Below are 12,898 nucleotides of genomic sequence, written 5' to 3' on the forward strand. Positions count from 1 at the left end.
CCGTCCAAAGCTCCGCCACCACCGCCACCGCCACCCAGTTAAAACCAGGAGGCTTTATGTCGACCGAAGAACGAAATTATTTATGGCAGCGCCGCTACGAAATTAAGCTGCGCGCGCTAATGAACCGCATGTATTATCTGGAACGCCAACGCCTCTTCGAATTTCGCGAAGGCGCCATCAAGGCTTTATCCATCGTCGCCGGCTCGGTCGCGTTGGCCAAAGTAGCCGACCCCGATATTTTGCAAATCTGCGCCGCTCTGATTACGCTGGGAAGTACTTTTTCGCTGGTTTTCGGTTACGGCAACAAAGCCCGCGAAAGCGTAAAACTCGCTACGGAATGGACGCAATTGGAACGCGACATCGATAGTGCCGGAGAACGCACCTTTACCGAAGCCCAACTCGATCAGTGGCAGGCCCGCTGCAGTGAGATAGAAGCCGGCGAACCGCCTGCCCATAAACTACTACTTAACCGTTGCAACGAACGAGCTGTTAAAGCACTGGGCGGCCAATCCGACTACAAACTCAACTTCATCGAACGCATTCTTCCGCTCGTTCTTGTACCCTAACCGACCGCTTAATACCCACCAACAACCCGCCCCGGCGGGTTTTTTATTGCCCATCCGCCGGCCTTAAGCCGGCTTTTTTATGCCCGTCAAAAACGAACACGGCTGCGTTCTAGTGGTTTTTTCAACACAAGAACAATTAGTTCTTGACTAACTAGAACTTTTGGTTCTAGTATATCACCCAACAGAGCAAGCGCCCCGTGAAGTGAGACCTCCCGTTACCTGACCCGGCTTTTTTAGCGGGTCTTTTTTGGAGAACAGCCATGAAACAGCTAAACGTCAGATTGACCCAGGACAGGAATAAAAAGCCGCTGGCAGTCGTTGAAAACTTTCCGGGCCTCGATGCAGAAATGACCCCGGCACAGTTGCGCTCGCTGGCCAAAGCACTGATGAACGCAGCGGACGTTTGCGAAGAATCTAACGTGAAAGGCCTTAACACCTTTACCTGGTAAGGAGCATCACCATGACGCACATAACCCTAACCACGGAACTACCGGACAAAGAAGCACTCGCCCTGGCACAACTGTGCAAACGCATCAGCTGGAGCGATTGCCGCGAGAACGCCGTCAACGACGACGAGGCCTACATCATGATGGACGCCATCGCCAAATTGCAAAAATCGCTAGCCGAATCCGGCTACGCCCCGCGCTGATCAAACCAAAACTGGACGCCCTAAGCAGCAAGTCAGGGCAAACGCGCGGCCGGCGCATCCGGCCATTAACCCCATGAGAAAACCATGAGCGAAGAAAACCAAGCAGTCGAAGAAGAAGTCTCTGAAACCACCGAAACCACGGACGCGGCGGAAAGCACCGACGAAAGCGCGGAAACATCGGACGACGAAGCCGCCGCCGAGTAAGCACTAGCCTTCAACGATTTTTTTTGTTGAAGATCTAGCAAATACGCCGAATCGCTGCCACAGCGCCGCCGGGCAACCGGCGGATTTTTTGCAGAAACCCAGGATACAGCTATGACTACATCGCCCCATCAAGTCGTTTCGACTAACAAGTCTGCCGTACTCAAAATACTAAATAACATTGCAAACAATGCAGGCACCAATGCACTAAACCATACGCCGGACAGCAGCTTGGTGGCCGTACTAACCATAGAACACCTATTCCAGCACGACACAGACATCACAGACGCCGCATTTGCGGCACGCAGCCACATAGAAGCGCTATGCGAGCAGGCCGCATGACCACCACCCACGCCGCCCACTTATCCCTGACTGCCCCGGACGCGCAGGCATTCCGCGCCCAACTGGCCTTTGCCGCCATAAAAAACGCCAACTACCCGGAAGCCGCGGAACTGCTGATCGCCGCCGCCCGGGCGGAACTGGACACCGCACCCGACTGGGCGGAACGCGCCGCCGAGCTGGCTCAGTGGTGCGCCGGCCAATGCAGTGCACAACGCAAGGCCTTGCTGGCGGCGCTGCTGGACCTGTTCGGCAAGCGCCGTGGCGCCAACGCTATCGACATCAACGCCGCCGTGTTCCTGGCATCGGCGCATCTCGATCGCGGCCACTCGGCGGCCAAAGCCTTGGCGGAAGGCCGGAAGCTATTGCTGAGCACTGTAACCCTTTCGACAGGGCGCTCTGCTTGGGGCGCGGCTTCCAGCGGGCGGTGAGGCTGAGCCAAAAACACCCGCAGCGGCCCCGTTTGCTCCACCACCGATGGGCGCACCGCCGTCCGCCGCACGATACGCGGCAAACCCTAACTTAACTGGAGATACCCATGTTCGGAAAATTTATGAAAAGCGCCAAAAAAGTGGCGAACCAAAACCTGATGGAAGCCATTGTCGCCGGTGCGATGCTGGTTGCCGCCGCTGATGGCACCGTCGAAAAGTCGGAAATCGACAAACTGGATAAGTTGCTGACCAGTAACGAAAACCTATCTGCCTTCAAACCGGCCGACATCCGCAAAACCATATCGCGCTATCAAAACGTCCTGGAAGCGGATTTTGGCGTCGGCCAACAAAAAATGCTCAAAGAGCTGTCCGATATTTCGGACAACCCGGACCACTGCGAAGAGGTATTTCTCAACATGCTGGCCATCGCCAAAGCGGACGGCGAAATTGAAGCGGAGGAAAAAACCGTGCTGTTAAAAGTGGCGCGCAGCCTGGGCATTAGTGCGGACGAATACGGACTGGCGGCCTGATGTGCATTCTGATCGACATCGTGGCTATCGTGGCCGTGGTTTTATTTTTCTTACTTAGGAAATCATCATGAAAAGACCAGATCTCTTCACCCACACTATCAACCAGCTTCGCTACGGACAGACCTCCGAGGAACTCAGCGAGCAAATCGCGGAATGCGTCAACGCCGCGCGCGACACCATGAAAGTGGCGGAACTGACCCTAAAACTAAAATTCAGGCCGGAAGCCAACGGCGCGCAGATTTTTATATCCGACGAAATTAAAGCCAAGGTGCCCAAGTTTCAGCGCGAAGCCACCATCCTGTTCCCAACGCCGGAAGGCAATTTGCAGCGCGAAGACCCGCGACAGACCACCATCCCAGGCATACGCAGCGTCAGCGAGGAACGCCCAACCGAATTCAAATCCGTCGCCATTCAGTAATCGGCCATCGTCAACTCTAACAGAGACCAAACCATGTCAGAAACAAACAACAACATCCAGGCCGCCATCGACGCTGGCCGCGAGTTAGCAACCAAACCCTTCGAAATCGCCGGCACGCCTTTTCTGGTGCTTCCGGATGATCATAATTACGTCGAACTTAGCGACTTGCGCGAACATCCGAAACGCATCAAACAAACCGTAAAACACACCACGGCCGCCAGCTTTATCGATTACTGCAACCGGTTCGCCCATGAAAATTCAGTCATCATGATGGACGACGAAAACAACCGGTTTACCGCCATTTTCGATTACCACGGCCCAGACGCGGCCGATTGGGGAGACCATAAAGCGGTTTTCGGCCTGAAACCCACCGTGGAATGGAATAACTGGAAGGCCTTTGACGGCAAAGCCATGAGCCAGTCTGAATTCGGCAAGTTCATCGAAACCAACCTCGAAGAAATCATCGAGCCCACGGGCGCCGAAATGCTGGAAATCTCGCTATCGATTCAGGCAAAAACCGAAGTGAAATTCAGCCAGGCGCAACGCCTGGACAACGGCCAGATGCAACTGACCTACAACGAAGAAATCAACGGCAGTGCCGGCGTTAAAGGCCAGCTCAAAATCCCGCAAACATTCAAGATCGGCCTACGCCTGTACGAAGGCGGCGCGCCTTACCAGATAGAAGCTCGCCTGCGGTACCGCATAAAAGATGGCAACCTGACACTTTGGTACGAACTGATCAGGCCACACAAAACCGTACAAGCCAACCTGACGGAAACAGAGGAACTGATCAGCACAAGCGTCGGCAGCGCTGTCGCCATTTACCACGGCACAATTTCATAAAACGGCCTAACTAAGGAACCCCCATGCGCGACCCACTTAGCCAAGCCATTGCCAAACAGCTGGCCGACAGCAATGTCGGCCTGTTCAGGAAACAACTATTCGACAAAATCCCGGCCGACCTGACAGCCGGCAATATCGAGAAAGTCAGCCAGACGCTAAATGTCATGTTGAACGAAAGCCATGTGGAAAAATCGGCCCGGCAAGGCGTGGACGGGTCGCGCTGGTCGCTGACCCCCAAGGGCCGCGCGGCGTATTCGGCATTGAATGATGACGAACAAGACGACAGAGGTTACACCAACCGCTTGCTATCGGATGCCATGGCCGCGCCCGCCGACGAATTACACGGCGCAGACCTGTCGCCCGAGCAAGTGGACAAAAAACTGGCCGAGCTTAGCGAAGGCATTGACGACGAACGCGACTACACATTTCCAGAACATTTACAGCACCCCGATAGCTTTTCCGACCTGACACTGGAATTCCTGGACAGCCAGAAAATAACCAAAACATTTCTGCAATTCGACGTCACCGACACCCTGGACCGCGCCCTCTACGGCCTGGTCAAGCTGATCCGCGACACCGCCGAGCAACCACCCGTCGCCATCGAGCGCAAAACCGAAAAACTGGTTTTGCTGGAGCGCTTGGAAAATAACGACCTATTTCCCGGCAACGTGCGGGCGCTGCTGAGTTATATCCGCCGAGACATTGAACAACTAGACGAGGCCTAAATGAACATAGAAACCGAAATCTACAAGCTGATAGACCGCCAAGGCGGCTTCGTCAACGACCCGCAAAACCAGGGCGGCGCCAGAAAATACGGCATCAGCCAACACACCCTGCAATTCTGGCTGGCCCGCGAAGCCACAATAGACGACGTGCGCAATTTGCAAAAACGCACAGCTTACGAAATTTACTACAGCTGGTATTACATCAAGCCCGGCTATAACGAGCTGCCAACACTGATACAGCCCTTCATGCTGGACACCGGCGCCCAGTCCGGCATGGGCCAAAGCCGCGCCATCAAACTGCTGCAAGACGCCCTGACTTGCCACGGCTACCCTTGCGGCAAGGTAGACGGCAAGATCGGCGAAAAAACCGTTGCCGCCAGTCAGCTGGCCGCCAGCAACATGGGCAACAGTCTGCTCAAAACTCTGATCAACCGCCGCGTCATCGTCTGCGAAAACATCGTCAAGCGCGACGAAACCCAGCGCGTATTCCTGGCCGGCTGGATAGCGCGGGCGGAGTCATTTTTGCCGGCGTAGGAATTGCAATGGACCATAAGTTGATTGTCGATTTATTCGCCGGCGGCGGCGGTGTCAGCGAAGGCATTTTCATGGCTACGGGCCGCCATCCCGACATTGCCATCAATCACAGCGACGATGCGCTGTCGATGCACCGGGTTAACCATCCGAATACCCGGCATTTTATCGCCGACGTCTACGACGTATGCCCAAAAGGGGCTACTCAAGGCAAACCGGTTGGTTGGTTGCATCTTAGTCCGGATTGCACCCACCATTCGCAAGCATCGGGCGGGCAGCCGCGCAGCAAAAAAATCAGAGGACTGGCTTGGGTTGGCTATCGCTGGGCCGGCCAAGTTAAACCTGATGTCATCAGCCTGGAAAATGTTACCCAGATTTTAAAATGGGGCCCACTTATCGCCAAGCGCGACAAAGCCACCGGCCGCGTCGTCACGCTGGATATGGTGACCTGCCCCGTTACGGGCCGCAAAACTAATCGTATTGCCGAGCCTGGCGAGCGCGTGCCGGTACGAGGGCAATATCTTGTGCCCGATCCTCGGCGAGCCGGCCAGACCTGGAGCCGTTTTACCGGCGAATTGCGCAAGCTGGGATATAACATCGAGTACCGCACATTGTGCGCCGCCGATTTCGGCACCCCAACCACGCGCGAACGCCTATTTATGATTGCCCGGAGCGACGGGCAGCCTATTAATTGGCCGGAACCGACGCATTTTAAAAACCCGGCAGCAGGCCAAGCCAAATGGCGCGCCGCTGCCGAGTGCATCGATTTCAGCATCCCATGTCAAAGCATTTTCAACCGCAAAAAGCCGCTGGCCGACGCCACGATGAAGCGGGTTGCCAAGGGTTTGAAGCGATATGTGTTGGATAGCGCGAACCCGTTTATTGTGCAGATCGCTCATTACAACGGGAGCGACAGAGCCCATTCAATTTCCGATCCTTTGAAAACGATTACTGCCGGCACCAAGGGCGGAGAGTTTGCATTGGCGACGCCCATCATCGTTCAAGCCGGTCACGGCGAAGGCAAACCCGGCAGCACACAACGTCGCGGCGTGGGATCAATAGATATGGAATATCCGCTCGGCACTGTGGTATCAAGCGGCGGCGGCTTTTCGCTATCTACCGCCTATTTGGCACAAATGAACGGCGGCTTCAATGAAACGACCGGTCGCGATCTGCGCGACCCGATGACGACCATCACCAATTCCGGTAGCCAGCAACAGGTCGTTGCGGCCCACTTAACGCACTTGCGCGGCAATTGCGACGCCAGAGACATCAACGAACCGGTGCGAACCATCAGCGCCGGCGGCGAGCATCACGGCGTGGTTTCCGCCTTTCTATCGAGGCAGTTCGGCAATAGCGTAGGCCAACCGGTAACAGAACCGGCGCCAACCGTCATGACCGACGGACTAGGTAAAACCGCAGTTGTTGCAGCGACTCTGATCACGAATACCAGCGGTCACGATGCAACCGATTTGACAGATCCCACGCCGACCGTTACGACCGGGAACCATCACGGTTTAGTATCTGCGTTTATTTCCAGCTACTACACCGATGAATCAAACCGCTCGCGGTCGATGGAAGATCCGGCCGCCACCATCACCACCGAAAACAGACTAGGCCTGGTCGAATGCACCTTGTCGCCCGAACATGAAGAAAGCGCGCAAAGGGTTTCCGCGTTTTTGTGCCGCTACTACAGCGAGGGCGGCCAACACAACGCCATCACCGACCCCATGGCGACTATCACCACCAAGGACCAGCTGGCACTGGTTACCGTCACTATTGAAGGCCATCCCTATGTCATCGTTGACATCGGCCTGCGCATGCTGCAACCGGCTGAGCTTTTTCGAGCTCAGGGATTCCGACAATCGTATGCGATCGAACACGGACACGATGGCCGAAAATTTACCAAGACTACACAAGTGCGGTTATGCGGCAACAGCGTGCCGCCCGAGCTGATGGCGGCGCTGGTCAGAGCAAACCATCAAGAAACGGATATTAACCTTGCACAATCCGCCGCTTAATATGGACACCAAAATACAACATTCCGCCACGTCAGCCATGCCCGGGCGTGTGCAACTGCGCCGTTCGAAAGGATGGAGGATGCCACCGAATACGGTGAAAGTGGATCGCACCACTAGATGGGGCAATCCATACGTGGGCAGCGGGCAGCATGATCGCGAACAGATGACGCGGCTCTTTGCCGAGTATTGCGCTCGACCCGAGCAGGCCGATTTTGTGGCGGCCGTATGCACTGAGCTGCGCGGAAAGAATTTAGCATGTTGGTGCCCGCTCGATGGGCCCTGCCATGCTGATGTGCTGATTTTGCTGGCTAACGCCCCATGAAACGCATCGAACATACCGAACGAACCGATAAGCTGATCATCGCCGCCTATCAGTCGGCGGGCTACAACAAAGGCGCGGTCAAAAAAGCCGTAAAAGCCACCGGCTTTTCCATCGGCACACTGCATCGGCGGGCGGCGGAACTGGGCGTGGTGCCGTCTCATCGCAAACTGCACAGCTGGGAACCCTGGCAAGTGCAACTGCTGGAAGACAACGCCCATAAATCCCTGTCCGCCCTCAACAGCATGATCTGCCGTCGAGGCGGCCCCAGCCGCTCCCTGCTGGCCATTGCCGCGCAATTAAAAGACCTGGGCCTGGGCCAACGCCAAAGCCGCATCGATGCCGGCATCTACAGCGCCGCCCAGGCCGCCAAACTGCTGGGCGTGACCGACGACGTGATCCGGCGTTACATCAATATCGGCCTGTTGTCCGCCAAGCAACGCGACGACATTACCAAGCGGGAATACAGCATCACTGATGCCGACCTGAAAAAGCTGTTGATGACACACACCTGCGAAGTCAACTTTACAAAAATCGATAAATATTGGCTGGTGGAATGCTTAACCGGCGGCCAAGGAGCCAAGAAATGAACGACTTGATGATAGACCTGGAAACCCTCAGCTTAAAACCCAACGCAACCATTTTGACGATGGGCGCCGTGATGTTTAACCCCATCAGCGGCGAAACCGGCGCCGAATTGCACATCGCCTGTTGCTTCGGCCAAGGCCGCGACGTTGACATTGGCGTGGTCGATTGGTGGGCGGAACCGAAACAAGCAGCCGCTAAAACCGAACTCGTAGCGTTCCTTAAACAAAATCCGCACCGCCTAGATTTCGCCCTGGAAAAGCTCACTCGCTTCATCAAGCGGCATCGCCCCGCACAAATCTGGGGCAATAGCCCGTCGTTCGATTTGGCGATCCTGACCGACGCTTATCGGCAACATGACATGACGGTGCCCTGGCCTTTTTGGATCGAGCGGGATACCCGCACCCTTGTCAACGTATGCCGCCAACTTACCGGCGTAGATCCCAAGAAACAAATCGAATTCGACGGGACGGCGCACAGCGCCCTGGCCGATGCCATCTATCAGGCGCGGTATGTCAGCAAGGCATTCCGACTGATTACAGGCTTAGAAGAACAATGAAAATAACTGTAATTCCACGAACTCAAAAGCCTAGTTGGAGGGTAGCCAGGGCAATGTGGCGCGTTACCCGTGACCGCTGGCTTCCACCAGACGAAGTATACCGAATAGGTTTTGCATTGGCTAAAGCCGCAAGCTTTAACCCGCATATCGTAATAAAAACCGCCATTAGCGGTGAATGCCGCGCAGTTGGGATGATCCGAGGACAACCACCAGCATTACATTTTGAGGATCATTATCGTACGGTTTTGGACGCAGTTCGCGCGAACAAGAAGCGCGGAGCTGCTTTTGTAGAAATAGCACTGCTTAAAACAGCGATGGGCAATAGATGGGGAGGTTTATATGAAAACAACTGGTGACCTAGCCGAGAATTGGCGAAATGCTTCGTGATGGCTAGGGATGGAAAACTCAGTGGAGATAGCTTGCGGGGTGTAATTGGATGCGCCAATCAAATAAACAATAGTTTAATAATAGAAGTGAAAGCGCGTGCGCAGCTAATGAAAGAGGGACATGCAACAGGCGCTTTAGGTGAAATGAGCCTAGAAAAGACTAACTAGGCGTAACACCATGACACAATCCATCATTCAACCCAAAAAGCCCAGCGGAAACGGTTGGAGCCCAGCGCAACTACCCAGCCAATTCGACAACCTGGGTTATCCGGCCGCTTTGTTCATTCATCCCGAAACCGGCCTGACCGTGATCAGCGCCGTCGAAGTTCCCGCCACGGAACCAGGCGCGGAACCGCTCGGCCCCGAATATCACATCAGCATCAGCAAATACGGCCAACGCTGTACCAGCCAGGAAGCCAAGTGGGTGTTGCGCCAGTTCAAACTGGAAGATGCGGAAGAAGACAACCACGTGCCCAGCGGCAAAGTGCGCAACTTTTGGCGTCCGGTGGCCGACAGGCTGTCGGGTTACCAATGCCCCTGCAAAGCCAGCGAACCGGCGATGGTCGAGGATAAAGGCGATTTTGTGTGGCGGGGCGTGCCATGAACTCCATTCAACAAACCAAGCTACAACTCGTCCACAAATTACATCTACTGCAAGACGACATGCTCGAAATCGCCACGACCATGGACTATTACGGCGGCTTTAACCCTCTATACGGCCAACATGGACGCGAACTGGCCGGTGCCGCCGCTATGGTCGGCGAATGGGCCGATGAAATCGAGCTGGAGATTGAGCCATGAGCCTCACCAGCCAACTACCCCATCTAAACGCAACCCAGCTGCGCAGCCTGTCGTCAACCCTGCTCAATGCATCGCTGGCCCACGAAAACGGCGGCAACCCGCGCGAAATATTCCGCCGGGCCAAATATCGCCATATTGGCTTGATGCAACGCATCTACGAACTACTGCAGCACGCATCGCATGCTGAAATCGATCAACTATCCAAACACATAGCGGAGATAAATCCATGAGCACACCAAACCAGACATTCGACCAATGGTGCATTGTCGAGCTATTCGGCCACCAGCGCATTGCCGGACGCGTCACAGAGCAAACCATCGGCGGCTGCAACTTCGTCCGTGTTGACGTGCCCGCCGTAGCCGGCAAACCGGCCTTTAGCAAATTGTTCGGCAACGGTGCCATCTACGCCATGTCGCCCGTCGCGGAAGAGGTTGCCATCGCCGCGGCAAACACACTTCGGATAGTGCCGGTATCGGTCTATGAAATCCCTGAGTTGCGAAAACTGCAGGATAGGACCGGTCCGGAATATTCCGATGATGATGACGACCGACTTGATTTTTAGTGGAGATAAAAATGAACATAGCCAAAGCCAGCGATAGCGATATTGACATGGCTATCGACCTTTCAAGAACTCTGGAAGACTTGGAAAGCGGATTCATGCCGGTATCAATCGCAACTGAAGATGAGACATTCGACTGCAAGAACCATGATGATTGTCACGCAGCGTTGAACCTGATTTTATCCACACTCCAAAGAGGCAGTATAGGCCGAGTAATATGGGGCATGGCTGCGCTATGCGATCCGGAATCTAAAATATTAAACCCCGACTCAGACATCATTGAGCGGCACCCATCATTGAGTGATCGCCAAGATCGCCAAACTAAAATCTTGCAATGGACAATCGCCACTTTCGGCCAAGCCACTGCGGACAATACCGGCGAACGCATCCGCCGTTTTCTGGAAGAAGCCTTGGAACTGGCCCAGGCAGTCGGACTGGATCAAGACGCCGCACAGAACATGGTCGAATACGTCTATTCCAGACCTACCGGCCACGTAAACCAGGAGATCGGCCAAGTCGGCGTTTCATTGCTGGCCTTGTCCGAACACCTACACATCAACGCCGAACACGAGGAATTTGCCGAATTCCAACGCATCACGTCATTACCAGCCGATCACTGGCAATCCCGGCAAAACGCCAAAGCGGGGAAAGGTATTGCTTTGGCCTCATCGGCCGATCCGGAGTAAGCCCATGCAGCTCGAAACTAGATACAGAGTCTTTAAGATCAAGGATATTGAGTCTTATCTAACAGTCGACGGACAGGAACTGCTTGACGATCTGAGCCGTAAGATCAATCGAATTAGATTATTTGACGGGAAAGAGATACTGCAAGGCCTGTTCGTCGAACACGATTGGCCGGAATACGAATCCACCCTGCAGGCGATTGCGAATCGCGTCGATGGAATCCAACCACAAACGACATCTGCAGCAAATGAAGAGCTTATCAATAGCACAGAGACAATAGGCCGAATCAAAGCTGCTATCGAGAAATACCACCTGGATCTGGACAACCGGCAACACGGCGACATCGCGCAAAACCGGGCCTTTGATGAAATTCTTGGATTGAAATGGAGGTGACCAATGTCAGCCAACTGGGTAACCGTCGATAAATTCAGCGAATTGACCGGCATCAAACGAGAACAAGCACTCCGCATGTGTCGGTCTGGGCAGTGGCAGGAACATCTAGCGTGGCGTAAGCTATCTGACCGTATTTATCTGATCAGCATCAAGTGGTGGGACAATTGGCACGAAACGGCAGCGGCATTAAACAGGCGTCAAAATCGTCAATCGAAATCGAATTCCAATATGACGGACAGCGATGTCGAGAGCGAATCAAGTGCAAGCCCACGCCTGCCAACGTTAGAAAGCTGACGCTATTCCGCGATGAAATCATTGAATCGATTGCCGCAGGCACGTTTGACTATCAAGCTACGTTCCCGGAAAGCAATCGGTTCAAAGTCAAAGCGCCGCTGTCCGATGATCAAACCATCGGACACTGGTTAAAAGTGCTGCTGGATCGCAACGAGCAAACGCTAAAAGCCAGCAGCTACGCTACGTTGACCATCACAGCCAAAAAACTGGATAAGGCGTTTGGATCATTGCGGTTGAATGAAATCAAGCGCCGGCACGTGCGCGAATATTGCGAAAAGCTGGCATGTGGAAATCGACAAATCCGAAAATTGGTGTCGGCGCTCAAACAGGCCATCGATTGCGCGGTGGATGATGAAGTCATAGACGGCAACCCGATACGCGATTTCAGCTTTAAGCGGATCGAGCCGCCGAAGGAAGATCATGTTGACCCGCTCACCAAGGATGAGGTAGCGGTATTGCTAGGCAGCATCGACGGGCCTTTTAAAAACTTCTGTCAGTTTGCCATATGGACCGGGCTACGCACATCCGAACTGGTCGCGCTGGAATGGTGTGACATTGATTTTATCCGTGGCGTGATCAGGATCAGCAAAGCCAAGACACAGGACGCCAGACAGGCCGAAACCACCAAGACCAAATCAGGCACCCGCGACATTAAACTATTGCCCCCCGCACTAGAAGCCTTGCAGCGGCAAAAACCCCACACTTTCATGCTTGCCCGGCAGGTCTTCATGATCGACGGCAAACCATTTACCGGGGCTGTGCATGTCTGGCGCGAATGGAAACGAGCCTTGCACCGCGCGGGGATTCGCTACCGCAACCCATACCAGACGCGGCATACCTTCGCGTCGTTCATGCTGTCGGCCGGCGAGAATATCAACTGGCTGGCCAAGCAAATGGGGCATACCAAAGTCACCACCACCTTACAGCATTACGCGCGGTTTATGCCGGATGAAAATGATCAGTATGGGTTGAAGGCGGTGGAGTTGTTTTCGTCCAATATTTGACTCTCTAACCGATTTAGTCATGCTCCACGCCGCCCCTAAAAAGCGTACATAAAAACATAC

General features: G+C 54.4%; 23 protein-coding genes. All 23 read left to right on the plus strand.

Annotated elements, in window-relative coordinates:
* Positions 1–56 precede the first annotated feature (56 nt).
* A complete protein-coding gene (locus AB0A83_RS15695) occupies positions 57–566 on the plus strand; it encodes a hypothetical protein (RefSeq protein WP_367154678.1) in 510 nt (169 codons plus the stop codon).
* Positions 567–826: 260 nt separating this feature from the next.
* Positions 827–1,015, plus strand: a complete 189-nt coding sequence (locus tag AB0A83_RS15700; protein WP_367154679.1) for a hypothetical protein — start codon at positions 827–829, stop codon at positions 1,013–1,015.
* 11 nt (positions 1,016–1,026) lie between these two features.
* Entirely contained in the window at positions 1,027–1,215 is a 189-nt protein-coding gene (locus AB0A83_RS15705) for a hypothetical protein (RefSeq protein WP_367154680.1), read from the plus strand.
* Positions 1,216–1,530: 315 nt separating this feature from the next.
* Positions 1,531–1,758: a hypothetical protein gene (locus AB0A83_RS15710; RefSeq protein WP_367154681.1), complete on the plus strand. Its 228-nt coding sequence runs from the start codon at positions 1,531–1,533 to the stop codon at positions 1,756–1,758.
* Positions 1,755–2,186: a hypothetical protein gene (locus AB0A83_RS15715; protein WP_367154682.1), complete on the plus strand. Its 432-nt coding sequence runs from the start codon at positions 1,755–1,757 to the stop codon at positions 2,184–2,186. Before AB0A83_RS15710 ends, AB0A83_RS15715 begins: the two co-directional genes overlap by 4 nt.
* 107 nt (positions 2,187–2,293) lie before the next feature.
* On the plus strand, positions 2,294–2,716 hold the full coding sequence (locus AB0A83_RS15720; RefSeq protein WP_367154683.1) for a tellurite resistance TerB family protein: 423 nt from the start codon (positions 2,294–2,296) through the stop codon (positions 2,714–2,716).
* Positions 2,717–2,783: 67 nt separating this feature from the next.
* Complete coding sequence (locus tag AB0A83_RS15725; RefSeq protein ID WP_367154684.1) at positions 2,784–3,134, plus strand: hypothetical protein; 351 nt, start codon at positions 2,784–2,786, stop codon at positions 3,132–3,134.
* Between the two features lie 33 nt (positions 3,135–3,167).
* The gene (locus AB0A83_RS15730; protein ID WP_367154685.1) at positions 3,168–3,977 is read left to right on the plus strand and encodes a YfdQ family protein; all 810 of its coding nucleotides are present in this window, start codon (positions 3,168–3,170) and stop codon (positions 3,975–3,977) included.
* A 23-nt stretch (positions 3,978–4,000) separates the two neighbouring features.
* Positions 4,001–4,702, plus strand: a complete 702-nt coding sequence (locus AB0A83_RS15735; RefSeq protein ID WP_367154686.1) for a hypothetical protein — start codon at positions 4,001–4,003, stop codon at positions 4,700–4,702.
* On the plus strand, positions 4,703–5,236 hold the full coding sequence (locus AB0A83_RS15740) for a glycoside hydrolase family 108 protein (protein ID WP_367154687.1): 534 nt from the start codon (positions 4,703–4,705) through the stop codon (positions 5,234–5,236). It abuts the gene before it with no gap.
* 8 nt (positions 5,237–5,244) lie between these two features.
* Positions 5,245–7,254 carry a DNA cytosine methyltransferase gene (locus tag AB0A83_RS15745; RefSeq protein ID WP_367154688.1) on the plus strand — a complete coding sequence of 670 codons (2,010 nt, stop codon included), beginning with the start codon at positions 5,245–5,247 and terminating at the stop codon, positions 7,252–7,254.
* A 37-nt stretch (positions 7,255–7,291) separates the two neighbouring features.
* The gene (locus AB0A83_RS15750) at positions 7,292–7,576 is read left to right on the plus strand and encodes a DUF4326 domain-containing protein (protein WP_367156173.1); all 285 of its coding nucleotides are present in this window, start codon (positions 7,292–7,294) and stop codon (positions 7,574–7,576) included.
* On the plus strand, positions 7,573–8,163 hold the full coding sequence (locus AB0A83_RS15755; protein WP_367154689.1) for a MerR family DNA-binding transcriptional regulator: 591 nt from the start codon (positions 7,573–7,575) through the stop codon (positions 8,161–8,163). The genes AB0A83_RS15750 and AB0A83_RS15755 overlap by 4 nt, the downstream gene beginning before the upstream one ends.
* Positions 8,160–8,717: a 3'-5' exonuclease gene (locus AB0A83_RS15760; protein WP_367154690.1), complete on the plus strand. Its 558-nt coding sequence runs from the start codon at positions 8,160–8,162 to the stop codon at positions 8,715–8,717. Before AB0A83_RS15755 ends, AB0A83_RS15760 begins: the two co-directional genes overlap by 4 nt.
* 116 nt (positions 8,718–8,833) lie before the next feature.
* Entirely contained in the window at positions 8,834–9,073 is a 240-nt protein-coding gene (locus AB0A83_RS15765; protein ID WP_367154691.1) for a hypothetical protein, read from the plus strand.
* Positions 9,074–9,281: 208 nt separating this feature from the next.
* Positions 9,282–9,707, plus strand: coding sequence for a hypothetical protein (locus tag AB0A83_RS15770; RefSeq protein ID WP_367154692.1), 426 nt, complete (start codon positions 9,282–9,284; stop codon positions 9,705–9,707).
* Positions 9,704–9,904 (plus strand): hypothetical protein, encoded by a 201-nt coding sequence (locus tag AB0A83_RS15775; RefSeq protein WP_367154693.1) that lies wholly within the window; start codon positions 9,704–9,706, stop codon positions 9,902–9,904. Before AB0A83_RS15770 ends, AB0A83_RS15775 begins: the two co-directional genes overlap by 4 nt.
* Positions 9,901–10,134 (plus strand): hypothetical protein, encoded by a 234-nt coding sequence (locus AB0A83_RS15780; RefSeq protein ID WP_367154694.1) that lies wholly within the window; start codon positions 9,901–9,903, stop codon positions 10,132–10,134. The genes AB0A83_RS15775 and AB0A83_RS15780 overlap by 4 nt, the downstream gene beginning before the upstream one ends.
* A complete protein-coding gene (locus tag AB0A83_RS15785) occupies positions 10,131–10,466 on the plus strand; it encodes a hypothetical protein (protein ID WP_367154695.1) in 336 nt (111 codons plus the stop codon). The genes AB0A83_RS15780 and AB0A83_RS15785 overlap by 4 nt, the downstream gene beginning before the upstream one ends.
* Positions 10,467–10,477: 11 nt before the next feature.
* On the plus strand, positions 10,478–11,149 hold the full coding sequence (locus AB0A83_RS15790; RefSeq protein ID WP_367154696.1) for a hypothetical protein: 672 nt from the start codon (positions 10,478–10,480) through the stop codon (positions 11,147–11,149).
* A gap of 4 nt (positions 11,150–11,153) precedes the next feature.
* Positions 11,154–11,540: a hypothetical protein gene (locus AB0A83_RS15795; RefSeq protein ID WP_367154697.1), complete on the plus strand. Its 387-nt coding sequence runs from the start codon at positions 11,154–11,156 to the stop codon at positions 11,538–11,540.
* 3 nt (positions 11,541–11,543) lie between these two features.
* On the plus strand, positions 11,544–11,834 hold the full coding sequence (locus AB0A83_RS15800; RefSeq protein WP_367156188.1) for a hypothetical protein: 291 nt from the start codon (positions 11,544–11,546) through the stop codon (positions 11,832–11,834).
* A complete protein-coding gene (locus AB0A83_RS15805; RefSeq protein WP_367156174.1) occupies positions 11,756–12,838 on the plus strand; it encodes a tyrosine-type recombinase/integrase in 1,083 nt (360 codons plus the stop codon). The genes AB0A83_RS15800 and AB0A83_RS15805 overlap by 79 nt, the downstream gene beginning before the upstream one ends.
* Positions 12,839–12,898: the final 60 nt, after the last annotated feature.

It is taken from the genome of Methylomonas sp. HYX-M1 (assembly GCF_040741385.1).
GTDB lineage: Bacteria > Pseudomonadota > Gammaproteobacteria > Methylococcales > Methylomonadaceae > Methylomonas > Methylomonas rhizoryzae.